At 58.7% G+C, this 24,180-nt stretch carries 24 protein-coding genes; 19 read left to right on the forward strand and 5 right to left on the reverse strand.

Annotated features, from left to right (window positions below; translation table 11 throughout):
* Positions 1-801 (reverse strand): enoyl-CoA hydratase-related protein, encoded by an 801-nt coding sequence (locus tag QA646_RS06295; protein WP_283058180.1) that lies wholly within the window; start codon positions 799-801, stop codon positions 1-3.
* Positions 802-877: 76 nt separating this feature from the next.
* Here QA646_RS06295 and cysE point away from each other — a divergent pair, with 76 nt between their 5' ends.
* The 5 genes from cysE (at position 878) to clpA (ending at position 6,041) form a co-directional block, all read left to right on the forward strand.
* Positions 878-1,741, forward strand: coding sequence for a serine O-acetyltransferase (gene cysE, locus QA646_RS06300; protein WP_283058181.1), 864 nt, complete (start codon positions 878-880; stop codon positions 1,739-1,741).
* A 128-nt stretch (positions 1,742-1,869) separates the two neighbouring features.
* Positions 1,870-2,073 carry a DUF3126 family protein gene (locus QA646_RS06305; protein WP_283058182.1) on the forward strand — a complete coding sequence of 68 codons (204 nt, stop codon included), beginning with the start codon at positions 1,870-1,872 and terminating at the stop codon, positions 2,071-2,073.
* 418 nt (positions 2,074-2,491) lie between these two features.
* Complete coding sequence (locus tag QA646_RS06310; RefSeq protein WP_283058183.1) at positions 2,492-2,860, forward strand: phasin family protein; 369 nt, start codon at positions 2,492-2,494, stop codon at positions 2,858-2,860.
* 288 nt (positions 2,861-3,148) lie between these two features.
* The gene (gene clpS / locus QA646_RS06315) at positions 3,149-3,502 is read left to right on the forward strand and encodes an ATP-dependent Clp protease adapter ClpS (protein ID WP_028755011.1); all 354 of its coding nucleotides are present in this window, start codon (positions 3,149-3,151) and stop codon (positions 3,500-3,502) included.
* A 10-nt stretch (positions 3,503-3,512) separates the two neighbouring features.
* Positions 3,513-6,041 (forward strand): ATP-dependent Clp protease ATP-binding subunit ClpA, encoded by a 2,529-nt coding sequence (gene clpA / locus QA646_RS06320; RefSeq protein ID WP_283058184.1) that lies wholly within the window; start codon positions 3,513-3,515, stop codon positions 6,039-6,041.
* Between the two features lie 115 nt (positions 6,042-6,156).
* On the opposite strand, the gene QA646_RS06325 is transcribed toward clpA, so the two are convergent.
* From QA646_RS06325 to QA646_RS06340, 4 genes are read right to left on the reverse strand one after another with little or no spacing between them, the layout of a single operon-like run.
* A complete protein-coding gene (locus tag QA646_RS06325; protein ID WP_283058185.1) occupies positions 6,157-6,585 on the reverse strand; it encodes an HIT family protein in 429 nt (142 codons plus the stop codon).
* Between the two features lie 41 nt (positions 6,586-6,626).
* Positions 6,627-7,814, reverse strand: coding sequence for a GNAT family N-acetyltransferase (locus tag QA646_RS06330; protein WP_283058186.1), 1,188 nt, complete (start codon positions 7,812-7,814; stop codon positions 6,627-6,629).
* A gap of 12 nt (positions 7,815-7,826) precedes the next feature.
* Positions 7,827-8,558 carry a glycerophosphodiester phosphodiesterase gene (locus tag QA646_RS06335; protein WP_283058187.1) on the reverse strand — a complete coding sequence of 244 codons (732 nt, stop codon included), beginning with the start codon at positions 8,556-8,558 and terminating at the stop codon, positions 7,827-7,829.
* Positions 8,558-9,025 (reverse strand): RidA family protein, encoded by a 468-nt coding sequence (locus tag QA646_RS06340; protein ID WP_283058188.1) that lies wholly within the window; start codon positions 9,023-9,025, stop codon positions 8,558-8,560. The genes QA646_RS06335 and QA646_RS06340 overlap by 1 nt, the downstream gene beginning before the upstream one ends.
* Before the next feature lie 232 nt (positions 9,026-9,257).
* Between QA646_RS06340 and QA646_RS06345 the strand changes: the two genes are divergently transcribed.
* The 14 genes from QA646_RS06345 to lpxB all read left to right on the forward strand — a co-directional run bounded on the left by QA646_RS06345 (position 9,258) and on the right by lpxB (position 24,172).
* Positions 9,258-10,082 carry a cell envelope integrity EipB family protein gene (locus QA646_RS06345; protein ID WP_283058189.1) on the forward strand — a complete coding sequence of 275 codons (825 nt, stop codon included), beginning with the start codon at positions 9,258-9,260 and terminating at the stop codon, positions 10,080-10,082.
* A gap of 256 nt (positions 10,083-10,338) precedes the next feature.
* The gene (gene rpsB, locus QA646_RS06350) at positions 10,339-11,106 is read left to right on the forward strand and encodes a 30S ribosomal protein S2 (RefSeq protein WP_104822978.1); all 768 of its coding nucleotides are present in this window, start codon (positions 10,339-10,341) and stop codon (positions 11,104-11,106) included.
* 274 nt (positions 11,107-11,380) lie between these two features.
* Positions 11,381-12,307, forward strand: coding sequence for a translation elongation factor Ts (gene tsf / locus QA646_RS06355; protein ID WP_283058190.1), 927 nt, complete (start codon positions 11,381-11,383; stop codon positions 12,305-12,307).
* A 153-nt stretch (positions 12,308-12,460) separates the two neighbouring features.
* On the forward strand, positions 12,461-13,180 hold the full coding sequence (pyrH, locus tag QA646_RS06360; protein WP_283058191.1) for a UMP kinase: 720 nt from the start codon (positions 12,461-12,463) through the stop codon (positions 13,178-13,180).
* A gap of 56 nt (positions 13,181-13,236) precedes the next feature.
* On the forward strand, positions 13,237-13,797 hold the full coding sequence (frr, locus tag QA646_RS06365; protein WP_283058192.1) for a ribosome recycling factor: 561 nt from the start codon (positions 13,237-13,239) through the stop codon (positions 13,795-13,797).
* A gap of 106 nt (positions 13,798-13,903) precedes the next feature.
* The gene (locus QA646_RS06370) at positions 13,904-14,650 is read left to right on the forward strand and encodes an isoprenyl transferase (RefSeq protein WP_283058193.1); all 747 of its coding nucleotides are present in this window, start codon (positions 13,904-13,906) and stop codon (positions 14,648-14,650) included.
* A complete protein-coding gene (locus QA646_RS06375; protein ID WP_283058194.1) occupies positions 14,650-15,483 on the forward strand; it encodes a phosphatidate cytidylyltransferase in 834 nt (277 codons plus the stop codon). Before QA646_RS06370 ends, QA646_RS06375 begins: the two co-directional genes overlap by 1 nt.
* Positions 15,484-15,507: 24 nt before the next feature.
* Positions 15,508-17,181 (forward strand): RIP metalloprotease RseP, encoded by a 1,674-nt coding sequence (gene rseP / locus QA646_RS06380; RefSeq protein WP_283058195.1) that lies wholly within the window; start codon positions 15,508-15,510, stop codon positions 17,179-17,181.
* A 197-nt stretch (positions 17,182-17,378) separates the two neighbouring features.
* Positions 17,379-19,712: an outer membrane protein assembly factor BamA gene (bamA, locus tag QA646_RS06385; protein ID WP_283058196.1), complete on the forward strand. Its 2,334-nt coding sequence runs from the start codon at positions 17,379-17,381 to the stop codon at positions 19,710-19,712.
* Between the two features lie 50 nt (positions 19,713-19,762).
* Entirely contained in the window at positions 19,763-20,830 is a 1,068-nt protein-coding gene (lpxD, locus tag QA646_RS06390; protein ID WP_283058197.1) for a UDP-3-O-(3-hydroxymyristoyl)glucosamine N-acyltransferase, read from the forward strand.
* Positions 20,823-21,296: a 3-hydroxyacyl-ACP dehydratase FabZ gene (fabZ, locus tag QA646_RS06395; RefSeq protein ID WP_028755031.1), complete on the forward strand. Its 474-nt coding sequence runs from the start codon at positions 20,823-20,825 to the stop codon at positions 21,294-21,296. Before lpxD ends, fabZ begins: the two co-directional genes overlap by 8 nt.
* Positions 21,293-22,108, forward strand: a complete 816-nt coding sequence (lpxA, locus tag QA646_RS06400) for an acyl-ACP--UDP-N-acetylglucosamine O-acyltransferase (RefSeq protein ID WP_283058198.1) — start codon at positions 21,293-21,295, stop codon at positions 22,106-22,108. Before fabZ ends, lpxA begins: the two co-directional genes overlap by 4 nt.
* 25 nt (positions 22,109-22,133) lie before the next feature.
* On the forward strand, positions 22,134-22,991 hold the full coding sequence (locus QA646_RS06405; RefSeq protein WP_283058199.1) for an LpxI family protein: 858 nt from the start codon (positions 22,134-22,136) through the stop codon (positions 22,989-22,991).
* Entirely contained in the window at positions 22,988-24,172 is a 1,185-nt protein-coding gene (gene lpxB / locus QA646_RS06410; protein WP_283058200.1) for a lipid-A-disaccharide synthase, read from the forward strand. The genes QA646_RS06405 and lpxB overlap by 4 nt, the downstream gene beginning before the upstream one ends.
* Positions 24,173-24,180 lie beyond the last annotated feature (8 nt).

Below are 24,180 nucleotides of genomic sequence, written 5' to 3' on the forward strand. Positions count from 1 at the left end.
TCATTTCCCTGTGAAATGTGGTTTGCGCCGCGCGGTAAAGGCTGCGCGGCCTTCGGCATAGTCGGCGCTGTCGAAGGTCTCGGCACCAATCACCTCCGCTTCGCGCAGGAGGTCGCTATCCTGCTCGATCACGGCACGAACCGCGAGCTTCGAGGCATGCAGTGCGATCGGCGCATTGGCGGCGATGGCGCGGGCGAGGGCCGAAACTTCGTCGTCGAATGCCTCGGCCGTAATCTCTTCCAGCAGAAAGCCGGCCATGACCATCTTGTCGGTCGACATCGGTGCGCCGGTGAAAAGCGTGACCTTAGCCATCTGAGGCCCCAGCGCGTTGACGATGTCCTGCACCGCATCGGCAGGATAGGCGATCCCGAGGCGGACGGCAGGCACCGAGAAACGTGCTCCCTCGGCAGCGACGCGCAGGTCGCAGGCGGCTGCAATGCCGAAACCGCCGCCGTAGCAGATGCCGCGGATTGCCGCGATCGTCGGCACCCGGCAGTGGCGGATCGCGGTGAACGCGTCGCTGTTCAGCGCCTCGTAGGCGACGGCGGTTTCGGCATCCTTTCGCAGGCTGTCGAATTCGCTGATATCGGCGCCGGTCGAAAAATCCTGGCCCGCACCGCGAATGATGATCACATGCGCCCGTGCCTTGTCGGTCAAAAGGCGGATGGCCTGGGGTATGGCGCGCCACATCGCCGCGGTAATGGCGTTTTTGCGGCCGGGATTGTCGATGGTGAGTGTACCGATAGCGTCGCTACAGGTAGCGCGCAGGAGACCGCCAGCAAAATCATGCTCAAAACTCATGCACACCCGCCCCATTTATGTTGTCGTGGTTTTACTCTATATAATGTTTCACCGACAGGAAATCAGGAGACCGCCAATGGTCGCAGCAACGGACATTCGCCAGGTCGACGGCGCGGGCCAGGTAAAGGTCGTCGATCCCATCTGGGGCAGCGTGCGCGAAGAAGCGCGTGCAGCCGCCGAGCGGGATCCGCTTCTGGCCGCCTTCCTCTATTCCACGATCATCAATCACCGGTCGCTGGAGGAATGCGTCATCTATCGCATTTGCGAACGTCTCGACCATCCGGATATGCAGGGCATCCTGCTGCGTCAGACCTTTGAGGAAATGCTGGCCGATTGGCCGGAATGGGGCTCGATCCTGCGCGTCGATATTCAGGCCGTCTATGACCGCGATCCGGCCTGCCTGCGCTTCATGGAGCCGGTCCTCTATTTCAAGGGGTTCCACGCCTTGCAGACGCACCGTCTGGCCCATTGGCTGCTCAATCGCGGCCGTCGGGATTTTGCGCTCTATCTGCAAAGCCGCTCCTCCAGCGTTTTCCAGACCGATATCAATCCGGCTGCGCGCATCGGCAAGGGCATCTTCCTCGATCATGCGACCGGCCTTGTGGTCGGCGAAACGGCCGTCATCGGCGACAACGTCTCGATCCTGCATGGCGTCACGCTCGGCGGTACCGGCAAGGAAGGCAGCGACCGTCATCCGAAGATCGCCCATGGCGTGCTGATCGGCGCCGGCGCAAAGATCCTCGGCAATATCCAGATCGGCCATTGCTCGCGCATTGCCGCCGGCTCGGTAGTGCTGAAGGAAGTGCCCCCGAAGACGACGGTGGCAGGCGTTCCGGCCAAGGTCGTCGGCGAAGCCGGCTGTTCGGAACCCTCCCGCTCCATGGATCAACTCCTTGCCGAGCAGATGGTCGCCGACCAAATCAAGGGTGCCGGAATCTAACGGAAATCCCAGCCGATTGTCAGGGTTTTGCTCCGCCGCCCAAGGCAGAAGGCGCGCTTCCGGTCTTTACACCGCCGCTTTTCCTATGCAAGAAGCGGCCAACCCGAGAATCCGCACGGAGATGAATTGTGAAGCCTGACGAAATCAAGAAGCTCGACGCCTACTTCAAACGCACGTTTAACCCGCAGATGGTGGTCAAAGCTCGCCCGCGCAAGAACGATTCCGCGGAAGTCTATCTTGGCGAAGAGTTCCTGGGCGTTGTCTATATCGACGACGAAGACGGCGACCGTTCCTATAATTTTTCGATGGCCATCCTGGACGTCGATCTCTGATCGGTAGCCTAGCGTTTTGACCGGCGCTCGACCCCTGGTCGATCTCGGGGTTTCCAATAGAGCTGGTATCAAGAAGCCGCATTTCACTGAAATGCGGCTCTTTTTTTAAAAATCTCCCACAAATAAGTAGGATAATTGCTATTTGCGATCGAATTTCGCCTGATTTGACGCCGAGATTCAGATTTTTCTGTCGAAGTCGAATATTTCTCTCGAAGCCTCAGGTTGCAACCCTGTTGATATATATTAGCAAAAACAGGAACATGTCCGCGGCCCTCTTCAGCGGTCGTTTCTTTGTCATTGAGAATGCAACCTGAAGACGATATTGCGCCGCACAAGACTACTTGACTCTTTGTGCGTCGCATTTAGTTTTCGTCCAGTAACCCGGCCGTCGGCCAAACCAACAAAGGGACGGAGAAGCATGTTCAATTTCGATGAAGCGAACAAGAAGGGCAAGGAAGCCATGGACACGGCGCTGAAGAGCTATTCCGATGTCACCAAGGGTTTCCAGGCGATTGCTGCTGAAGCTGCCGAATATTCCAAGAAGTCGTTCCAGGACGGCGTTACGCATTTCGAAACGCTGGTCGGCGTGAAGAGCTTCGAGGCTGCTTTCGAACTACAGACTGGCTTCGTAAAGTCGTCCTATGAAAACTTCGTAGCCGAAGCGACCAAGTTGGGCGAAATGTACGCCGATCTCGCCAAAACCGTGTACAAGCCCTATGAAGCTCCGGTTGCTACCGCCACCAAGGCTGGCGGCAGGGCCCCCGCTTCGGTTGCGCCTGCTGCCTAAGCAGCTTCGCTTAAGGACAGTGATTTACGAAAGACCGGCTGCGAGACCCGCAGCCGGTCTTTTGCGTTCCCGATGACCGATCTGGTTCCGACTAAGGCCGCGACTTTTTTGATGATGGCTGGCTTTGGCAACGAATTCTCATTGCAGTGTCCGGTAGGGGGCTTAAAATCGCATCAATATGAACTAAGTTAGGGGTTCGGATATCCGGCCCGACAGAGTCAGTACCCAATCCAGTTTGCCAAGTCGGAATGCGATAGCTTCTGCCGGATGATTTGAGGAATGAATGAAATGATCGCTGAGCCGATCCGGATGCAAAACGACAGCGAAAGGAACGGGGACAACGGCAATCGCGGGACCTCGGTGATCACGCGCACCAAGCCCAAAACCAAAAAACCCAACCTGTACCGCGTGCTGCTTCTGAACGACGACTACACGCCCATGGAATTTGTGATCCATATCCTGGAGCGTTTCTTTCAAAAGGATCGAGAAAGTGCCACCCGCATCATGCTTCATGTCCACAACCACGGCGTCGGCGAATGCGGGATATATACATATGAAGTAGCTGAAACGAAGGTGAGCCAGGTGATGGATTTTGCCCGGCAGCACCAGCATCCGCTGCAATGTGTTATGGAAAAGAAGTGAGGATCTGAACGTGCCAACATTTTCGCCTAGTCTTGAGAAGGCGCTGCATCAGGCACTGACCTACGCGAACGAGCGGCATCATGAATATGCCACGCTGGAACATCTGCTGTTGGCTTTGGTGGACGACGCCGATGCCGCGGCTGTCATGGGCGCGTGCAATGTTGATCTTGACGCGCTCCGTAAGACGCTGACTGAATACGTCGATAACGAACTTTCAAATTTGATCACTGGCTATGACGAGGACTCGAAGCCCACTTCCGGCTTCCAGCGCGTTATCCAGCGCGCCGTCATCCATGTGCAATCCTCGGGCCGCGAGGAAGTGACGGGTGCCAACGTTCTCGTCGCAATCTTTGCGGAACGGGAAAGCCATGCGGCCTTCTTCCTGCAGGAGCAGGAAATGACCCGCTATGACGCGGTCAACTATATCTCTCATGGCATCGGCAAGCGTCCGGGTTCCTCCCAGACCCGCACGCCGCGCGGCGCCGAGGATACTGAATCCGAAAGCAAGCCGACCTCCCGCGGCGAGCAGGAGGAAGGTAACAACAAGAAGCAGCAGGATGCGCTGAAGGCCTATTGCGTCAATCTCAACGAGAAGGCGAAGAGCGGCAAGATCGATCCGCTGATCGGCCGCAACTCCGAGGTCAGCCGCACCATCCAGGTGCTATGCCGCCGCTCAAAGAACAACCCGCTCTATGTCGGCGACCCCGGTGTCGGCAAGACGGCGATCGCCGAAGGTCTTGCCAAGCGTATCGTCGAGGGCAAGGTGCCCGAAGCCTTGGCCGATGCGACCATCTTCTCGCTCGACATGGGCACGCTGTTGGCCGGTACGCGCTATCGCGGCGATTTCGAAGAACGTCTGAAGCAGGTCGTCAAGGAACTGGAAGAATATCCGGGCGCCGTGCTGTTCATCGATGAGATTCATACGGTCATCGGTGCCGGCGCCACCTCCGGCGGTGCGATGGATGCATCGAACCTGCTGAAGCCGGCCCTGTCCTCGGGGGCGATCCGTTGTATCGGTTCGACCACCTATAAGGAATACCGTCAGTTCTTCGAGAAGGACCGGGCACTCGTCCGCCGCTTCCAGAAGATCGACGTCAACGAGCCGACCATCGAGGATGCCATCGAAATCATGAAGGGCCTGAAGCCCTATTTCGAAGAGTATCATCACCTGCGTTATTCGAACGACGCCATCAAGACAGCCGTCGAGCTGTCGGCTCGCTACATCTCCGACCGGAAGCTGCCGGACAAGGCGATCGACGTGATCGACGAAACGGGTGCTGCGCAAATGCTGCTGCCGCCCTCGAAGCGTCGCAAGCTGATCACCGAAAAGGAGATCGAAGCGACGATCGCGACCATGGCACGCATTCCGCCGAAGACAGTGTCCAAGGATGACGAGATGGTTCTCGCCAATCTTGAGCAGGAACTGCGTTCGGTCGTCTACGGCCAGGATACGGCGATCGAAGCTCTGTCGACCTCGATCAAGCTCGCTCGTGCGGGCCTGCGCGAACCGAACAAGCCGATCGGCTGCTATGTCTTCTCCGGCCCGACGGGTGTGGGCAAGACGGAAGTCGCCAAGCAGCTTGCCTCGTCGCTCGGCGTCGAGCTGCTGCGCTTCGACATGTCGGAATATATGGAGCGTCACACGGTTTCCCGTCTGCTCGGCGCACCTCCCGGCTATGTTGGCTTCGACCAGGGTGGTCTGCTGACCGACGGTGTCGACCAGCATCCGCACAGCGTCGTCCTGCTCGACGAAATCGAGAAGGCGCATCCGGATATCTTCAATATCCTGCTGCAGGTCATGGACCATGGCGCACTGACCGATCACAATGGCAAGAAGATCGACTTCCGCAACGTCATCCTGATCATGACGACCAATGCGGGCGCATCGGAAATGGCCAAGTCTGCCATCGGCTTCGGTTCGTCCAAGCGGACGGGCGAGGATGAAGAGGCGCTCAACCGGCTCTTCACCCCGGAATTCCGCAACCGTCTGGATGCGACCATTCCGTTCGCAGCGCTGCCGACCACGGTCATCCACAAGGTCGTGCAGAAGTTCATCATGCAGCTCGAGGCTCAGCTTTCCGAACGGAACGTTACCTTCGATTTGCACGAGGACGCGATCGCCTGGCTGTCCGAAAAGGGTTACGACGACAAGATGGGTGCCCGTCCGTTGGCGCGCGTCATCCAGGAACACATCAAGAAGCCGCTGGCGAACGAAATCCTCTTCGGCAAGCTGAAGAAGGGTGGTGTCGTCAAGGTTACAGTCGGCAAGAAGGAAGACGGCACGACCGGCATTCTGCTCGACTCCATCGCGGACACCGCGCCGATCCGGCCGAAACCGGAAGCCGAAGTGGTCGACTCCGTGGTCGACGTGGAAGAGGATGACGGCGACACGGTCAAGATCAGAAGCCGTGTCGGCAAGGCCGGTGCCGCTTCCGACGCCCGCCGCTCGCCGAAGACGCCTTCCTCCGCCAGCGATGACGAGCCGGACAGCAAGGCACCACGCAAGGGCAGCACGGTGCCGAAGGTGCCGCGCAAGTAATCGGCGATTGATCGTCTAAGAAAACAAAACGGCTGCATTGGCGACAATGCAGCCGTTTTCATATGTTTATGCTTCATACCTCATGAAGAGATTTAAGAAGATCGACCTGCTACGCTCAGCTCAGCGCCTCAATGATCTTCTTGGCATTTTCCGCCAAAACAGCGCCATCTTCCATCTTACCCGAATGAGGCTTCAGGGCGATGCCTTCATGGCGCGGGATGATGTGGAAGTGCAGGTGAAATACGGTCTGGCCGGCAGCCGGTTCGTTGAACTGGGCGATATAGACGCCATCCGCATCGAAAGCCTCCTGAATCGCGACGGCGACTTTCTGGACCGTAGCAATTAGATGCGGCAAGGTGCTCGGATCGGCGTCGAGAATGTTGCGCGAGGGGGATTTCGACAGTACTAGCGTATGGCCGGGCGCCTGCGGCATGGCATCCATGAAAGCAACCGTATGTTCATCCTCGTAGACACGATAGGACGGGATTTCGCCTTTCAGAATCTTGGCGAAAATATTGTTGGGGTCATAGGCGGGGCTGGTCATCCAGAATCTCCTCGTCTTCCGATTATAATTGTCCAGAGCAGCTAGATATCTTGCCGATCGCCTTTGCGGAAGGGGCTGTGCTCAGTCAGAATCTCACTCATCTCCTCCACTTGCTCGCGCTCGTGCTTGAGATAGTCGGCAACGGCGCGCCGCAGGCCTTGATGGCCGATATAGTGCGCCGAATGCGTAATGACCGGCAGATAGCCGCGAGCGAGCTTGTGCTCGCCCTGCGCGCCGGCCTCGACCCGCTTCAGCCCCTTGGCCAGCGCGAAATCGATCGCCTGATGATAGCAGACTTCGAAGTGCAGAAACGGATGATCTTCGATGCAGCCCCAATGCCGCCCATAGAGCGTTTCACCGCCAATGAAGTTGATGGCGCCGGCGATGTAGCGGCCCTCGCGTTTGGCCATCACCAGCAGGATATCGTCGGCCATACGCTCGCCGATCAGCGAGTAGAATTTGCGGGTGAGATAGGGCCGGCCCCATTTGCGGCTGCCGGTATCCATATAGAAAGTGAAGAACTGATCCCAGATACGCTCGGTGAGATCGCTGCCGGTCAGCCAATCGATGCTGATACCGCCTTCGAGGGCGGCGCGACGCTCCTTTTTCAGCGCCTTGCGCTTGCGCGACGCCAGTGTTTCCAAGAAGGCATCATGATTGGCATAACCGTCATTGATGAAGTGGAACTGTTGGTCGGTGCGATGCAGGTAGCCATCGCCCTCGAAGACGGAAATCTCGTCTTCCGGCAGGAAGGTGATGTGGGCGGACGAGATGCCGAGCTGCCGGGTCACTTCCTTCAGACTTTCGGCCAGTGCCGGCTGAATCACATTACGATCCTGGCCTTCGGCAACAAGCAGGCGCGGGCCGCTTGCCGGCGTGAAGGGTATGGAGCACTGCAGCTTCGGATAATAACGGCCGCCCGCGCGCTCAAAGGCGTCAGCCCAGCCGTGATCGAAGACATATTCACCCTGGCTATGATTCTTGAGATAACCGAAGACCGCGCCGATCAATTCGCCGTTGTCGGTTTCGAGCAACAGGTGATTGCCGAGCCATCCGGTTTTGTCGGTGGCGGAGCCAGACTCCTCCAGTGACGACAAAAAGGCATGCGAGACAAACGGATTATACGGCCGCACCGTACCCGTCCGTGTTGCTCCGGCGAGCTTGGACCAGCTCTCCGGAGCAATGTTTTTGAAGGAATGCTCGACTCGAATGGATAATTCGTCTGTCATCAAATTCGTCTGTTAGGAAGGAAAGGCAGGGCTCTCCCTTGGGTCGAACCCCTCGAAGGTCATTTGATCTGCGTTGGCAAATGTGTGCTTACGGGCCGCTTCGTCGCGTACGGTCCAGGTGATAACCGGAATGCCGCGCTGGCGCTGCGCCGTGATGAAGGGGTTCGGTAGGTGGCCATAGAAATACGAGATGAAGTCTAGCCCAAGCTGCATGGCTTCGTCATGCTTAAAAAACGTCTCGGGCTCATTTCCATCCGCCGTCAGGCCGACAGGGTAGGGTGCGTTGAGCGCCTTCAGGTCCTTCAGCAGCCACAGGTCGAAGCTCATCAGCGCGACGTGACCCTTGTAGCCTTCCAGCACTTCCAGCACGGATTCCGCAAAGCCCTCATCGTCGCCTTCGCGGCCCTTGAGCTCCAGCACCAGCGGCACCTTGCCGTCGCAGAGCTTGAGGAGCTGTTTCAGCGTCGGCACCTTGTCGCTGGTGCCGCCGACCGAAAGCAGGCCGAGTTCGGCCGAGGTACGGTCACGAAGCTGGCCCGGAAGATTGCAGACGCGCTGCAGGTCGTCGTCATGAAAGACGACCGGAACGCCGTCGGCGGCATAATGCAGATCGCATTCGATGGAAAAACCGGCTTCGATAGCGCGAGCAAATGCCGAGAGCGTGTTTTCCCAAACCTGCTTGTTCATGTCGTGATAGCCGCGATGGGCGATGGCACGTTCGGTAAGCCAGGCAATCTTGCTCATTATGCAATTTCCATGATGGCATCGATCTCGACGGCGGCATTCAGCGGCAGTGCTGCCATGCCGACCGCGGCGCGCGCATGCTTGCCGGCGTCGCCGAGTACATTTGCCAGAAGATTGGAGGCACCGTTGATCACAAGATGTTGTTCGGCAAATTCGGGTGCCGAGGCGACGAAGCCGTTCAGCTTGATGATGCGCTTGATACGGCCGAGATCGCCGTCCAAGGCTGCCTTTGCCTGGGCGAGAATATTGATAGCGCAAAGCTCGGCAGCGCGTTGGCCGCCGGCAACGTCGACATCCCTGCCGAGGAGGCCGGTAACGCCGAGCTTACCATTTTCCATCGGCAACTGTCCCGACAGATAAAGAAGATTGCCGCTGATGACATAGGGCACATAGTTTGCGGCTGGCGCTGCAGCCTGCGGCAGAACGATGCCAAGCTCCTTCAGACGGCTTTCGACGGCGTCGGACATTTTCATCTCCCGTTTTGTTGTAAAATCTTCAAAAATCCGGCATCAAGCTTAAATTCCCTTTGCCGGGAAAGGCAGCCTCGATTTAAGCACGATCCCGAAATGCCAGAAGCGATCTTGGACGAGATCACGCCAAATCAAAAGGCAGAGTGAGATGACGAATTGATGACGGGCCGCCTCACTCTGGCCGAAGCGTTCTTATAGCATCGCGTGCGAGTCCAACAGGAGATAATGAATGTTCCGCTCGAGTCTTGCCGCTGTTGTTGTTTCGAGTTTAGGCGTCGCATCTCTGGGCGCGCCCGCCATCGCTGCGGGTCCGAGCGGGTTGATCGCGCATCGCGCCGTCTATGATCTCGAACTGAAAGACGCTTCCGACCGGTCCGGTATCGCCGGCATGTTCGGCCGTATGGTCTATGAGTTCGACGGTTCCGATTGCACCGGCTTCACCACCAATTTCCGCTTCGTCACGCAGATCGACACGGGCGATTCAACCCGCGTCAGCGATCAGCAGACGACCACATTCGAGGATCTCGTCAAACGGACGTTCCGCTTCGAGACCAAATCCTATACGGACGATCAACTCGATAAGGATGTGCGCGGCGCGGCAGCGGACGACCAGAAGGGAATCAAGGTCGAGCTGACCCAGCCGCAGGCCAAGCAGGTCGAGCTCATGCAGAGCCGTTTTCCGACGGAACATATGCTCGACATCATCCATAATGCCAAGCTGGGCAGAAATTTCTTCGAGGCCGAGGTTTTCGACGGCTCCGACGATGGCGACAAATCGTTGATCGCAACGACCGTCGTCGGGAAACAATCGACGCCCGCCACAGACGATCCCGATGCCGACAAGGCCGGCATGTTCGCCAAGACACCGTTCTGGCCGGTGACCGTCGCCTATTTCAACGACAAATCTAAAGGCGACGCCATTCCGGTCTATCGCATGTCGTTCAAGCTATATGAAAACGGCATCACCCGCGACCTCACCATGGACTATGGCGACTTCGTGCTGACCGGGAAGCTCTCCAAGCTTGAAGTGCTCGACACCAAAGCCTGCCAATAGATTTTGTGAGAGCTGTCCGAAGCTTCACTGTTCTCTGAGGCTTCGGCACGCCGTAAGTGAGTTAGGGGCAGGGGGCTGCCGCATTTTTTCGGCGCTCAAGCCTTGCATTCCCGTCAAATCGAATGTATGGGCAGCCGCATTCCACACGTAAGGCATGGGATTGTCCGGGAGAAATCCGGATCGTTCCGCCCGGTGGCATCTTCGAAGAGGATGCTGTTCGCCTTGCGGAGGTTCAACCGGAAAAGGAGTCAAAGGCATGGCATTGCCTGATTTTTCTATGCGTCAGCTTCTGGAAGCTGGTGTTCACTTCGGCCACCAGACACATCGCTGGAACCCGAAGATGAAGCCGTACATCTTCGGCGATCGTAACAACATCCACATCATCGACCTTGCCCAGACGGTTCCGCTGCTGAGCCGCGCCCTGCAGGTCGTCAGCGACACCGTTGCCCGTGGCGGCCGCGTTCTGTTCGTCGGCACCAAGCGTCAGGCCTCCGAACTGATCGCCGACAGCGCCAAGCGCTCGGCCCAGTACTACGTCAACGCCCGCTGGCTCGGCGGCATGATGACTAACTGGAAGACGATTTCGAATTCCATTCAGCGTCTGCGCAAGCTCGACGAAATCCTCAACGGCGAAGCCCAGGGCTTCACCAAGAAGGAACGCCTGAACCTTGAGCGCGAGCGCGAAAAGCTGGACAAGGCTCTCGGCGGTATCCGCGATATGGGCGGCACTCCGGACCTGATGTTCATCATCGACACCAACAAGGAAAAGATCGCGATCGACGAAGCCAAGCGCCTCGGCATCCCGGTCGTTGCCATCATCGACTCGAACTGCGATCCGGACCTGATCGATTATCCGATCCCGGGTAACGACGACGCCTCGCGCGCCATCGCTCTCTACTGCGACCTGATCTCGCGCGCTGCCATCGATGGCATTGCCCGCCAGCAGAGCGCATCCGGCCGCGACCTCGGTGCTTCTGTCGAAGCTCCGGTTGAGCCGACTCTCGTGGACGGCACCGAAGCCTGATCGCGTCTTGTGGCGGACGGAACCTTGTCCGCCCGAGCGTATTGATATCCGGGATAAGGCCGTTTGCGACTTCAAGAAGTTCGAGCGGCCTTGTTCTGTTTTGGGGTAACGCGTTGCCTGGGCGATAAATCCACGCGTGTTCCAATCAAGAATTCCAGTGTATGGCGCGGCTTCATAACGCTGTCATACTTACGGGTACATTTCGTCCCTCAAATCGGTGCCGCGTTGGCTTAACGCCGCCTGCCGCACCGTCTGAACCGACAAGAGGAAGCTTATGACCGAGATTACGGCTGCAATGGTGAAAGAACTGCGCGAAAAGACCGGCGCAGGCATGATGGACTGCAAGAAGGCTCTGGCCGAAACCGCTGGAGACATGGAAGCAGCGATCGACTGGTTGCGCGCCAAAGGCATCGCCAAGGCCGACAAGAAGTCTGGCCGCACCGCCGCCGAAGGCCTGATCGGCGTTGCCGGCGCCGGCACGAAGGCTGTTGTCGTCGAAGTTAACTCCGAAACCGACTTCGTTGCCCGCAACGATGCCTTCCAGGACCTCGTCCGCGGCATCGGCCAGGTTGCGCTCTCTACCGCCGGCTCCGTCGAAGCCGTCGCTGCTGCGGCTTACCCGGCTTCCGGCAAGTCGGTTGCCGACACGATCAAGGATGCGATCGCCACCATCGGCGAAAACATGAACCTGCGCCGCTCGGTGCTGCTCTCCGTCGAAGACGGCGTGGTCGCGACCTACATCCACAATGCTGTTTCCGACGGCCTCGGCAAGCTCGGCGTTCTCGTCGCGCTGAAGTCGACCGGCAACAAGGAAGCTCTGACCGCCATTGGCCGTCAGGTTGCGATGCACATCGCTGCGACTGCGCCGCTCGCCATCCGTCCGGAAGAAGTCGACGCCGCTGTCGCCGAGCGCGAACGCAACGTTTTCATCGAGCAGTCCCGCGCCTCCGGCAAGCCGGACAACATCATCGAAAAGATGGTCGAAGGCCGCATGCGCAAGTTCTTCGAAGAAGTCGCTCTTCTGTCGCAGGCTTTCGTCATCAACCCGGATCTGACCGTCGCTGCTGCCCTCAAGGAAGCTGAAAAGACCGTCGGCGCGCCGATCGAAATCACCGGCATGGCCCGTCTGCTTCTCGGCGAAGGCATCGAGAAGGAAGAGACCGACTTCGCTGCCGAAGTCGCCGCGGCCGCCAAGGGCTGATCAACGAAATCATTTCGTCTGTTGACGAAACGAAACCATATCCCAGATAGGTGAAACCATATCAGGGGAAACCCGTGGGCATCGCGTGACAACGCGGTGCCCTTCGTGTATCCGGCTTTCACTATTACCCCGCGATCACTTCAAGGAGCGACAATGTCCCAGCCGATCTACAAGCGCGTATTGCTCAAGGCCTCCGGCGAAGCTCTGATGGGCAGCCAGGGGTTCGGTATCGACGTTACCGTCGCTGACCGTATCGCATCCGATATTGCCGCAGCGCGCGAAATGGGTGTCGAGGTCGGCGTCGTCGTCGGCGGCGGCAATATCTTCCGCGGCGTTGCCGTGGCCTCCAAGGGCGGAGATCGCGTGACCGGCGACCATATGGGCATGCTCGGCACCGTCATCAACGCGCTGGCGCTGGCGACCTCGCTGCGCAAGCTGGATATCGACACGGTGGTGCTGTCTGCCATTTCCATGCCGGAGATCTGCGAAAGCTTTTCGCAGCGCGCGACGCTCTATCATCTCTCGCTGGGCCGGGTGGTGATCTTTGCCGGCGGCACCGGCAATCCTTTTTTCACGACCGATTCCGCCGCTGCGCTGCGCGCCGCCGAAATGGGTGCTGAAGCAATCTTCAAGGGCACGCAGGTCGATGGCATCTATTCCGCCGACCCGAAGAAGTTTCCGGACGCCGAGCGTTTCGAACATCTGACCCATAGTCAGGTGCTGGAAAAGGGGCTCGCCGTCATGGATGTGGCCGCCGTCGCGCTTGCGCGGGAAAATTCAATTCCGATCGTCGTCTTTTCCATTCATGAAAAGGGCGGTTTCGCAGAAATCTTGACCGGCGGCGGCCGTAAGACCATCGTATCCGACAATTGACGTTCCTGTGGCACCGGGCCTTCCCGGCGCCGCCTATTACACGGGAGTATAAAAACATGAGTGAAGGCACCGACCTCAAGGAACTGAAGCGCCGCATGGACGGCGCCATCTCGGCATTCAAGAGCGATATCGCCTCGCTGCGCACCGGGCGCGCGTCGGCCAACATTCTCGATCCGGTCACGGTTGAAGCCTATGGTTCGCGCATGCCGCTGAACCAAGTCGCCAACATCACCGTACCCGAGCCGCGCATGCTGACCGTGTCCGTCTGGGACAAGTCGATGGTCGGCGCCGTCGAGCGGTCGATCCGCGAATCCAATCTCGGCCTCAACCCGATCGTCGATGGGCAAAATCTGCGCATCCCGCTGCCGGAACTCAACGAAGAGCGCCGTCGCTCGCTGGTCAAGGTCGCTCATGAATATGCCGAAAAGGCCAAGGTGGCGATTCGCCATGTCCGCCGTGATGGTATGGATGGTCTCAAAAAGGCCGAAAAGGACGGTGTAATCGGTCAGGACGAAAGCCGTGCCCAGTCCGAGCGTGTGCAGAAGATGACCGACGATACGATTTCGGACATCGACCGCTTGCTAGCCGAGAAAGAAAAGGAAATCATGCAGGTCTGATTGTCCGCTAGAGCATCCCGCTTTCGATTGAGGAATATTGAAAGCGGCGAGGGTGCGCTAGATTGACGAGCCTAGAGCATTTCCTGCCGAACGAAACCGGATCCATATGTCAGTTCCCACGTTCTCTGCCATACCCGATCACCTCGCCATTATCATGGATGGCAACGGGCGTTGGGCCAACGCGCGCGGCCTGCCGCGCACCATGGGTCACCGCAAGGGCGTGGAGGCGGTGCGCGAAACGGTGCGGGCGGCGGGCGATGTCGGCATAAAATATCTGACGCTCTTTGCCTTTTCCTCGGAGAATTGGCGTCGGCCGGAGACCGAGGTGAGTGACCTTCTCGGTCTGCTCAAGGCGTTCATCCGGCGGGACCTTGCGGAACTGCATCGCCAGAATGTCCGCATCCGTGTGATCGGCGACCGTTACAATCTGCGCAGCGATATCCTGCCGCTGCTGATCGAAGCGGAAGAGACCACCAAGGACAACACCGCGCTGACGCTGATCATCGCCTTCAATTATGGCTCCCGCGACGAGATTACCCGTGCTTTCGTCAGCCTGGCCAAGGATGTCGAGGCCGGGCGACTGCGCCCGCAGGATATCTGTCCAGAATTGATTGATGGACGACTGGATACCGCCGGAATTCCCGACCCCGATCTCATCATCCGCACCAGTGGCGAAGAGCGGCTGTCGAACTTTCTGCTCTGGCAGGCGGCTTACTCGGAATTCATGTTCGTGCCGGAGTATTGGCCGGATTTCAGCCGCGACCTCTTTTTCTCCGCACTGGAAAGATACGCCGCGCGTGATCGGCGTTTTGGCGGTCTTTCCGCCAAACCGGCGGCGGCCGTGGGGTCCTGATGAGCCGCGAACTCAGGCTGCGCATCATTTCCGGCATCATTCTTGCCGCGATCGTTCTGGCTGCCACCTGGTATGGCGGTCTGAGCTTTCGTATCCTGGCGGCGGCGATCGGCCTGCTTGTCTATTATGAATGGTCGACGATAACGGACCTGCATGGTCGCGATCCGCAGGGCAATGCACTCGGCTGGCTCGGCCTCCTGCTGATAGCCGGCGCGACGCTCACTGCAGAATCCGTTTATTCCCTCGAACTATTGGTCCTTTTTGTAGCGGTCACGGCGATCATGGTCGCTGTGCGCCGTAGAAGCTGGTGGCTGCCCGGCGGAATATTCTATGCAGGGTTGACGGCGATCGCCCTTGCCGAGATTCGGGACGACGATCTGCGCGGCTTCGTGCTGATGCTGTTCATTTTCGCCACGGTTTGGGCGACGGATATTTTTGCCTATTTCGTCGGCCGCGCCATCGGTGGAGCGAAGCTTGCGCCGCGCATATCTCCGGGCAAGACCTGGTCGGGCGCTATCGGCGGCGCGATCGCCGCGGTGGTTGCCGGAACAGCGGTCGTCTGGAGCTTTTTCTCGGCAGATGGTTTATGGATTCCTGCGCTTGCGCTGGTGTTGTCGATCTGCAGCCAAATCGGCGATCTTTTCGAGTCTTTCATCAAGCGCCGCTTCGGAGTGAAAGATTCCAGCCACCTGATTCCCGGTCATGGCGGCGTTATGGACCGGGTCGACGGACTAATTTTTGCTTGTTTTGCAGCGTTTTTGTTGGCTATCGTAATATCTCTGACAATAAGCGGCGAGACTATGTCATTGGGCGGCGTTCTGCTCGGTGTCTGAAATCAACGCGAACAGGATCGTGGCATGGGTAGCGCGGCAGGCATTATCGGCTTCTTGACGAACAACGTCATCACGTTTGTTTTCGTATTGTCCTTGCTCGTTTTCGTGCATGAAATGGGTCACTATCTGGTGGGGCGCTGGTCCGGCATCCGCATCATGGCCTTTTCGATCGGCTTCGGTCCGGAAGTCGCCGGCTTCACCGATCGCCACGGCACGCGCTGGAAGCTGTCGATCATTCCGCTCGGCGGCTATGTCCGCTTCTTCGGCGACGAGGATGCGTCGAGCAAGACTGATGTCGATCAGCTCGCGGCCATGACCGAGGAGGAGCGCGCCCGATCCTTCGGCGGCGCCAAACTCTGGAAGCGGGCCGCAACTGTCGCGGCCGGTCCTATCGCCAACTTCATTCTCGCCATCGCAATCTTCGCCGTACTCTTCGGCGTCTATGGCCGCACCGTCGCTGATCCGGTCGTGGCCGTGGTCATGCGCGGCAGTGCCGCGGCTGAAGCGGGGATCGAACCGGGCGACCGTCTGGTTGGCATCGACGGCACCAAGGTGACGACGTTCGATGAGGTGCAGCGCTATGTCGGCCTGCGACCCGGCCGCAATATCGTGTTGACCGTGGAACGTGACGGTCAGAAGCGCGACTTCCGCATCGTGCCGAAACTCGCGGAAGATACCGATCAGTTCGGCAACAAGATGGAGATGGGCCGCATCGGCATCGCGCTCGTAGACCCGCTGGTGACGGCGGTTGAGCCCGGCGGACCGGCAGCGCGGGCGGGCGTTCAGGCGGGTGATCGCCTGATCGCCGTCGACGGCAACAATGTCGCGACCTACTATGATGTTGCCCGCTATGTGGTCGATCATCCCGGCAAGAGTCTCCTCTTGACGGTCGAACGTGACGGCCAGACGCGCGATTTTCCAATGGTGCCGGAAACGTTGACCGCGACCGATGCTTCCGGAAACAAGAAAGACGTCGGCAGTATCGGCATTTCGCCTGTCGATCCGCTCGTCGCTTCGATCGCACCTGACAGCCCGGCGCAAGAGGCAGGCATCGCGCTTGGCGACCGCATCCTCTCCGTGGACGGGCATGTGATCGACTCAATCGGCGACGTGCAGCGTTACATAGCTTCTCGTCCGGACAAGCCCGTGATGTTGTCCATTGAGCGCAGCGGCGGGACGCATGACATTCAGGTGGTTCCGAAGAAGACCGAAGAACCCGATGCCTTCGGCAAAGAGACGGAGATCAGCAGCATCGGAATTACTGACGGCCAAAAGCCCATCAAGCTCCGTTATGAGGCATATGGTCCGTTCCAGGCTCTGGGCGAAGGCATCAGGCAGACCGGCAATATCGTGTCTGGCACCTTCGAATATCTCGGCAATGTCATCGGCGGTTACATGAAGGCGGATCAGCTAGGCGGCCCCATTCGGGTAGCACAGCTTTCCGGGCAGATGGCAACCCTGGGCTTTTCGGCGGTGCTGCAATTCGCCGCCATACTTTCTGTTTCCATTGGGTTATTAAATTTGATGCCGGTGCCGGTACTTGATGGCGGGCACTTGATGTTCTATGCGATTGAAGCCGTAAGGGGAAAACCGTTGGGTGCTCGGGCACAAGACATCGCTTTCCGGATTGGTTTTGCGATGGTGCTGTCGCTCATGGTGTTTGCGACATGGAACGACATCAGCTCCAGGATAGGCTGATGGGGCAGTGAGAGGAAATTACGATTTATTTACGATGTTTCAAAGCTGTAGTGGCGAATGAGCCACGGTTTGAAATGAAGTAAACAGAAATTAACTTGCTCCCTTGCTTGTATGTCAAAAGCGGGTAAAACGACACACGTGGCCGGAATCGGGTTCGCTCGGGGCTGGGGACGACTGAAAAAAGGTAAGAAGTGAAAATGAAGGCTGGTTCAAGATTTTTGAACGCAGTGTCGGCGGTAGCGCTGTCTGCTGGTGTTGTTGCGTCGGGCGCTGGTGTTATCACCCTTGCTTCTGCCTCAGTCGCAGAAGCCGCTGTCATCCAGCGGGTTGATGTCAGAGGAGCTGAACGCGTTGGTGCAGATGCTGTTCGCGACAATATCACGATCAAGCCCGGCAAGAGCTTCTCGCCAGCGGACATCGATAATTCGGTAAAGCAGCTTTATGCCACCGGATATTTCTCCGATGTACACGTGACCGTCTCCGGCAGCACGCTGGTCATTTCCGTCAAGGAAAACCAGTTGATCAACGCCGTGGTTTTCAACGGCAACCACAAGATCAAGGACGACAAGCTTCAGGGCATCGTCCAGACCCATGCGGCTGGCCCTTACAGCGAAACCCAGATCCAGGCCGACATCAAGACCATCAAGGATGCTTACGCCGCAATCGGCCGTAATGAAGTCCAGGTGACGACGCAGACCGTGCCGGTCGCGCAGGGCCGCATCAATGTGGCCTTCGTCATCAACGAAGGTGATCGCACCAAGATCGACAAGATCAATTTCTCGGGCAATCAGGCCTATAGCAGCGGCCGTCTCGCTTCGGTTATCAGCACCAAGAAGACGAACTTCATGTCGTTCCTGACCCGCAAGGACGTTTATAGCCCGGAACGCCAGCAGGCGGACCAGGATGCGCTGCGTCAGTTCTATTACAATCACGGATATGCCGACTTCCGCATCGTCAGTGCCGATGCGACGCTGAACGAGCAGTCCAACGAATACACGCTGAACTTCAATGTCGATGAAGGTCCGCGCTATACCTATGGCGACATCAATGTCGTTTCGACAGTCGAGGGTATCAATGCGGATGACCTGAAGAGCCTGGTCATCACGCACAAGGGCGATGTCTACAGCGCCAAGGACATCCAGACCTCGATCGAAAACATTTCCAAGCGCGTTGCTGCGGCCGGCTATCCGTTTGCCCGCATCACGCCACGCGGCAATCGTGACCTGACCGGCCACACGATCGGTATCGAATATCTGGTCGACCAGGGCGAGCGCGCCTATGTCGAGCGCATCGAGATCCGCGGCAACACCCGCACGCGCGATTACGTCATTCGCCGCGAGTTCGACATCAATGAAGGCGATGCCTTCAATCAGGAAATGATCACCCGCGCCAAGCGTCGCCTCGACGCCCTCGGCTACTTCACCAAGGTTGACATCAGCACCGCCCAGGGCAGCGCCCCGGACCGCGTCGTCGTGATCGTCAACGTCGAAGACCAGCCGACCGGCTCGTTCGGTATCGGCGCCGGTTACGCTGTCGGCAACAATGGCGGCCTTCTGCTGGAAGCTTCGGTCGAAGAAAAGAACTTCCTTGGTCGCGGTCAGTACATCCGTATCGCTGCGGGTGCCGGTACGGAAGGCAATCGTACCTACAACATCTCGTTCACCGAGCCTTATTTCCTCGGCTATCGTCTGGCTGCCGGCTTTGACATCTTCCGGAACCAGACGTCGAGCGACGATTTCTACGATTATTCGGAAGAGGGCTTCTCGCTGCGCGTCACTGCGCCGATCACCGAGAACTTCGCGACGACCCTGCGCTACAATTATAAGCGTCTCCAATACGACGGTACCAACGACTGGGAGAACAATCTGTCTGCTCCCTATCTGAATCTCGTGAACAATAGTCCATGGGTTCAGTCGACGGTTTCGCAGACCTTCACCTACAACACGCTGGATGATCAGAATCTGCCGCGTGAAGGTATCATTGCCAAGTTCACGCATGAATATGCAGGTCTGGGTGGTGACTCCGACTTCTATAAGCTGAGCGGCAAGGCGCGTTACTACAAGATGATCAGTGACGAAGCTGACATCATCGGTTCGCTGACGGTTGGTGCTGGCTATGTCATGCCGACAGGCGATCACCTGAACGTCTTCGATCAGTTCACGCTTGGCGGTCGTGAAATTCGCGGCTTCGAAAATGCCGGTATCGGTCCGCGTTCGTCGCATGGCGATGCGCTGGGCGGCACGACCTACTTCACGGCTTCGGCTGAAGCAAGCATGCCGATGCCGGGCGTTCCGCAGGATATCGGTCTGCGCGTCGCAGCCTTTGCCGACGCAGGTACGCTCTATGGCAACAAGGCGGATCTCTTTGGTGACGTGTTGCACAACGACAGCTCGATCCGTGCTTCGCTGGGTGCAGGCCTGATCTGGTCGTCGCCCTTCGGTGTCATCCGTGTTGACTATGCTGTGCCGGTTCTCAAGGAAGACTACGACAAGACCGAGAATTTCCGGTTTGGCATTGCCAACCAGTTCTGATATCGGCAGCCCAGAACTGCGGGCTTAACACCGTTCTGGAGCTGGTGCTTATGGAACATATCGGTTTTTTCCCGCCCCATGATGGCGTCAGCCTCCGCGCGCTGGCCGAATATCTTGGGGCGGAGCTTGTTGACGAGGCCGCGGCCGGCGTCGTCATCAAGTCCATCGCTCCCGTCTATCGGGCTGGCGAAGGCGACGTTTGCTATATTCTCTCTCGGAAGAATCGTGCGGAACTGGAGACCTGTCGGGCTTCGGCAATCATTTGCTTGCCGGCGCTGAAGTCTTTCGTTCCCGCGCATATCCCGGTTCTCCTTTCCAGAAAGCCGCATACGGATTTCGCGCTGGCGGGTGCTTTGCTGCATCCGCAGGCCATGCGTCCGGTTGCGCTGACATCGACGCCGACGCAGATTTCGCCGGCGGCTTTCATCGATCCGACCGCCAAGCTTGAAGCGAATGTCGGTGTCGAGCCGTGCGCAGTCATCGGAGCTGGCGCTGAGATCGGCGAGGGCACGCGCATCGGAGCCGGCGCAATGATCGGGCCGGGCGTCAAGATCGGGCGCAATTGCACGATCAGCGGCGGCGCGAGCGTGCTTTGCTCCTATCTCGGTAATGGCGTTATCATCCACAATGGCGCGCGCATCGGCCAGGATGGATTTGGTTATGCGCCGGGACCGCGCGGCATGGTGAAGATCGTGCAGATTGGCCGCGTCATCATTCAGGATAATGTCGAGATCGGCGCTAATACCACGATCGATCGCGGCACCATGGATGATACGGTCATTGGCGAAGGCACGAAGATCGACAATCAAGTGCAGATCGGACATAACGTCCGCATCGGCCGCCACTGCGCCATCGTCAGCCAGGTCGGCATCGCCGGCAGTACGGTAATCGGCGACGGCGTGCAGATCGGTGGTCAGGCAGGCTTGAACGGCCATATTCATATCGGCGACGGCGTTCAGATCGGCGCCAAGAGCGGCGTGATGAACAGCATTCCGGCGGGTGAGCGGTATGCAGGTCTTCCGGCGCGGCCGTTGTGGGATTTTCTGAGAGAGTCGGCGGAGATCGCAAAGCGGTCAGGAGCCAGAGAAAAGAAGGACGGGAGTGCGGAGCATGACTGAAGAAGCCAAGACGTCGCTGTCGTCGGCGGACGTCATCGAAATCATGAAGCTTTTGCCGCATCGCTATCCCTTCCTCATGGTCGACAAGATCATTGAGATCGATAGCGATAATTCCGCCATCGGCATCAAGAACGTCACGGCCAACGAACCGCAATTCACCGGCCACTTCCCGGGATCCCCGATCATGCCGGGCGTACTGCTGATCGAAGGCATGGCGCAGACGGCCGGTGCGATCTGTGCTCGCAAGGATGGAATCGGCGGCAATCTCGTCTACTTCATGACGATCGACAACGCCCGTTTCCGCAAGCCCGTCGTGCCCGGCGACCGTGTTGAATTTCATGTCGTCAAGCTGAAGCAGCGCGGCACGATCTGGAAGTTTCATTGCGACGCCAAGGTCGATGGTTCGCTGGTTGCGGAGGCCGATATCGGCGCGATGATCGTACGGAAGGACCAAGAGCAGGCATGAGCAGCATCGCAAAAAGCGCTCGCATTCATAAGCTCGCGGTCGTCGAGGACGGAGCGGTCATCGGCGAGAACGTGGTCGTCGGTCCGTTCTGCCATGTCGGCCCCAAGGTCGTGCTGCATGATGCCGTCCAGCTCCTGACGCATGTTGTAGTGACCGGCCGGACGACGATCGGCAAGGGCACAAAGATATTTCCCATGGCGGTGGTCGGCGGCGATCCGCAAAGCGTGCATCACGGCGGCGAAGAGACCACGCTGGACGTCGGCGAGAATTGCACGATCCGCGAAGGCGTGACGATCAATACCGGCACGGCTGACTACGGCGGCAAGACCATCGTCGGTAACAACAACCTGTTTCTTGCCAATTCGCACGTCGCCCATGATTGTCGCGTCGGCAACAATGTCATCATGTCGAACAACGTCATGCTGGCCGGGCACGTCACCGTTGAAGACCGCGCCATCCTCGGCGGCGGCTGCGCGGTGCATCAGTTTACCCGTATCGGCCGCCAAGCCTTCATCGGTGGTCTCTCGGCCGCGAGCTATGATGTCATTCCCTATGGCATGCTGAACGGAAATCCGGGCGTGCTTTCGGGTTTGAACATTGTCGGCATGACCCGCGCCGGCATTGAGCGTTCGGTCATCCATACGGTTCGCCGCGCCTATAAGAGCATTTTCGAAGGCGAAGGCTCGATCCGCGACAATGCGGCAGCGATCCGCGATGAATATGCTGAATGCAAGGAAGTGATCGAGATCCTCGATTTCATCGCCGCCGACAGCGATCGCGCCTTGTCGTCGCCCAATCGCGGTAAGGGCTGAGGTGGCCGCGAGCGGTAAAAACCACATGGGCAGGCTGGCGATCATCGCAGGCAGCGGCTTTTTGCCGGCCTATGTCGCCGATGCCGCCCGCCAGGCAGGGGAAAATCCCGTTATCATAGCACTGACGGACGAGGCGGACCGCGACTGGTCCGCTTTCGATCATGCCAATCTCGGCGTCGGCAATTTTGCTGGCCTGGAAGCCATGTTCCGCCGCTACGGGGTCGACCGGGTCGTCATGTCCGGCGGTGTCGCGCGCCGCCCGCCGTGGCGCGATGTGCGCCCGACCTGGCGCGTGATCAAGGAATTGCCGTCGACCATCCGCACTCTTCTTTCCGGCGGTGACAATGCCGTGCTGCAGATGGTGATCCGCCTGATCGAGGCTGGCGGTGTCCGCGTCGTCGGTGCGCATGAGATCGCACCGGATCTGCTGGCAACCACCGGGCCGCTTGGCCGTTTCTCGCCGTCGGAGGAGGACCTGCGCGATATCGCGCAAGGTGCAAAGGCCGCCATTGCGCTGGGATTGCTGGATGTCGGGCAGGGTGCCGTCAGCGTCGGCGGCCGGGTCGTTGCACTGGAAGGCGCTGAGGGCACGGACAAGATGATCGAACGCGTCGCAGGTTTGCGAGCGGAGGGGCGCATATCGAAGCGCCGTCGTGGCGTGTTGGTGAAGCTTTGCAAACCGCAGCAGGACGTGCGTGCCGATTTGCCGTCGATCGGTGTCTCGACCGTGCTCAATGCCAAGAAGGCCGGCCTTGCCGGCGTCGCCGTCGAGGCGGGCAGGGCGCTGGTTCTGGAGCGCGAAGCCGTCATTGCGGCTGCCGACGAAGCCGGGCTTTTCGTTTGCGGCATCGACCGAGGCCTGAGCGCGGAGGGCTTCATGTGAGCGGCGCGCCATTGAAAGTCGCTGTCGTCGCCGGTGAAGTCTCGGGCGATCTGCTTGGCGGCGACCTCGTCGCTGCATTGAAGCGACGTTACGATGGGCCTGTGGAGTTGATAGGCGTTGGTGGCGACGCTCTGGAAGCGCAGGGCTTGCATTCGCTTTTCGATTATTCCGAACTGTCGATCATGGGTTTTGCGCAGGTCATTAAGCGCTTGCCGAAACTGCTGGCTCGCATGCGCCAAACCGCGGACGCCATCATCGCGGCGAAACCTGACGTGCTCCTCATCATAGACAGTCCGGATTTCACCCATCGCGTCGCCAAGAAGGTCCGCGCTGCGCTACCGAACCTGCCGGTAGTCGACTATGTCTGCCCCAGCGTATGGGCATGGAAAGAATATCGCGCGCAGAAAATGCTCGCCTATGTCGATCACGTCCTCGCCATCTTACCCTTCGAGCCGGCGGCAATGCAGCGGCTGGCAGGGCCGGCTACGACCTATGTCGGCCATCGCCTGACTGTGGATCCGAACCTGCTGGAAGTTCGTCGCCGGCGTGCGCTTCGCGCGCTCAGTGCGGCCGATGGCGAAAAGACGATCCTCTTGCTTCCCGGTTCGCGCTCCTCGGAAATCCGTCAGCTTCTGCCGGTTTTCGAGCAGGCGGTGCTGGAATTTAGCCGGCGAAACGATCACGTTCGTTATGTACTGCCGACCGTTCCACGGCAGGAGGCCTTGGTGCGCTCGCTTCTTGAAAACTGGAGCATCAAGCCTGATGTCTTCGTGGGCCAGGATGCCAAGTGGAACGCTTTTGCGGACGCGGATGCGGCGATGGCGGCTTCGGGCACGGTGATCCTGGAATTAGGACTTGCCGGTGTTCCCGTTGTCTCGACCTATAAGACCGAATGGCTCGCCCGGTTTGTGATGTCGCGCATCAAGACCTGGACAGCCGCTTTGCCGAACCTCATTGCGGATTATGCGATCCTGCCCGAGCTGATCAACGATGTTCTGCGGCCCGGCCTGCTGGCGCGCTACATGGAGCGCCTGTCGAACAATACGCCGGAGCGGGCAGCCATGCTCCAGGGTTATGATCTGGTCTGGCATCGAATGCAGACCGAAGAGCCGCCCGGCGAAAAGGCGGCGGCGATCGTTCTCGATGTCTTGTCCAAGAAAAAACCCGGCCATTTGAACTGACCGGGTTT

Source organism: Rhizobium sp. CB3090 (genome assembly GCF_029714285.1).
In the GTDB taxonomy this organism is placed as follows: domain Bacteria; phylum Pseudomonadota; class Alphaproteobacteria; order Rhizobiales; family Rhizobiaceae; genus Rhizobium.

Bases quoted from the DNA above. Each gene is read 5' to 3' on its own strand.
- QA646_RS06295 (WP_283058180.1), bottom strand. From the start codon at position 801: ATGAGTTTTGAGCATGATTTTGCTGGCGGTCTCCTGCGCGCTACCTGT.
- cysE (WP_283058181.1), top strand. From the start codon at position 878: ATGGTCGCAGCAACGGACATTCGCCAGGTCGACGGCGCGGGCCAGGTA.
- QA646_RS06310 (WP_283058183.1), top strand. From the start codon at position 2,492: ATGTTCAATTTCGATGAAGCGAACAAGAAGGGCAAGGAAGCCATGGAC.
- clpS (WP_028755011.1), top strand. From the start codon at position 3,149: ATGATCGCTGAGCCGATCCGGATGCAAAACGACAGCGAAAGGAACGGG.
- QA646_RS06325 (WP_283058185.1), bottom strand. From the start codon at position 6,585: ATGACCAGCCCCGCCTATGACCCCAACAATATTTTCGCCAAGATTCTG.
- QA646_RS06330 (WP_283058186.1), bottom strand. From the start codon at position 7,814: ATGACAGACGAATTATCCATTCGAGTCGAGCATTCCTTCAAAAACATT.
- QA646_RS06335 (WP_283058187.1), bottom strand. From the start codon at position 8,558: ATGAGCAAGATTGCCTGGCTTACCGAACGTGCCATCGCCCATCGCGGC.
- QA646_RS06340 (WP_283058188.1), bottom strand. From the start codon at position 9,025: ATGTCCGACGCCGTCGAAAGCCGTCTGAAGGAGCTTGGCATCGTTCTG.
- QA646_RS06345 (WP_283058189.1), top strand. From the start codon at position 9,258: ATGTTCCGCTCGAGTCTTGCCGCTGTTGTTGTTTCGAGTTTAGGCGTC.
- rpsB (WP_104822978.1), top strand. From the start codon at position 10,339: ATGGCATTGCCTGATTTTTCTATGCGTCAGCTTCTGGAAGCTGGTGTT.
- tsf (WP_283058190.1), top strand. From the start codon at position 11,381: ATGACCGAGATTACGGCTGCAATGGTGAAAGAACTGCGCGAAAAGACC.
- pyrH (WP_283058191.1), top strand. From the start codon at position 12,461: ATGTCCCAGCCGATCTACAAGCGCGTATTGCTCAAGGCCTCCGGCGAA.
- frr (WP_283058192.1), top strand. From the start codon at position 13,237: ATGAGTGAAGGCACCGACCTCAAGGAACTGAAGCGCCGCATGGACGGC.
- QA646_RS06370 (WP_283058193.1), top strand. From the start codon at position 13,904: ATGTCAGTTCCCACGTTCTCTGCCATACCCGATCACCTCGCCATTATC.
- QA646_RS06375 (WP_283058194.1), top strand. From the start codon at position 14,650: ATGAGCCGCGAACTCAGGCTGCGCATCATTTCCGGCATCATTCTTGCC.
- rseP (WP_283058195.1), top strand. From the start codon at position 15,508: ATGGGTAGCGCGGCAGGCATTATCGGCTTCTTGACGAACAACGTCATC.
- bamA (WP_283058196.1), top strand. From the start codon at position 17,379: ATGAAGGCTGGTTCAAGATTTTTGAACGCAGTGTCGGCGGTAGCGCTG.
- lpxD (WP_283058197.1), top strand. From the start codon at position 19,763: ATGGAACATATCGGTTTTTTCCCGCCCCATGATGGCGTCAGCCTCCGC.
- fabZ (WP_028755031.1), top strand. From the start codon at position 20,823: ATGACTGAAGAAGCCAAGACGTCGCTGTCGTCGGCGGACGTCATCGAA.
- lpxA (WP_283058198.1), top strand. From the start codon at position 21,293: ATGAGCAGCATCGCAAAAAGCGCTCGCATTCATAAGCTCGCGGTCGTC.
- QA646_RS06405 (WP_283058199.1), top strand. From the start codon at position 22,134: ATGGGCAGGCTGGCGATCATCGCAGGCAGCGGCTTTTTGCCGGCCTAT.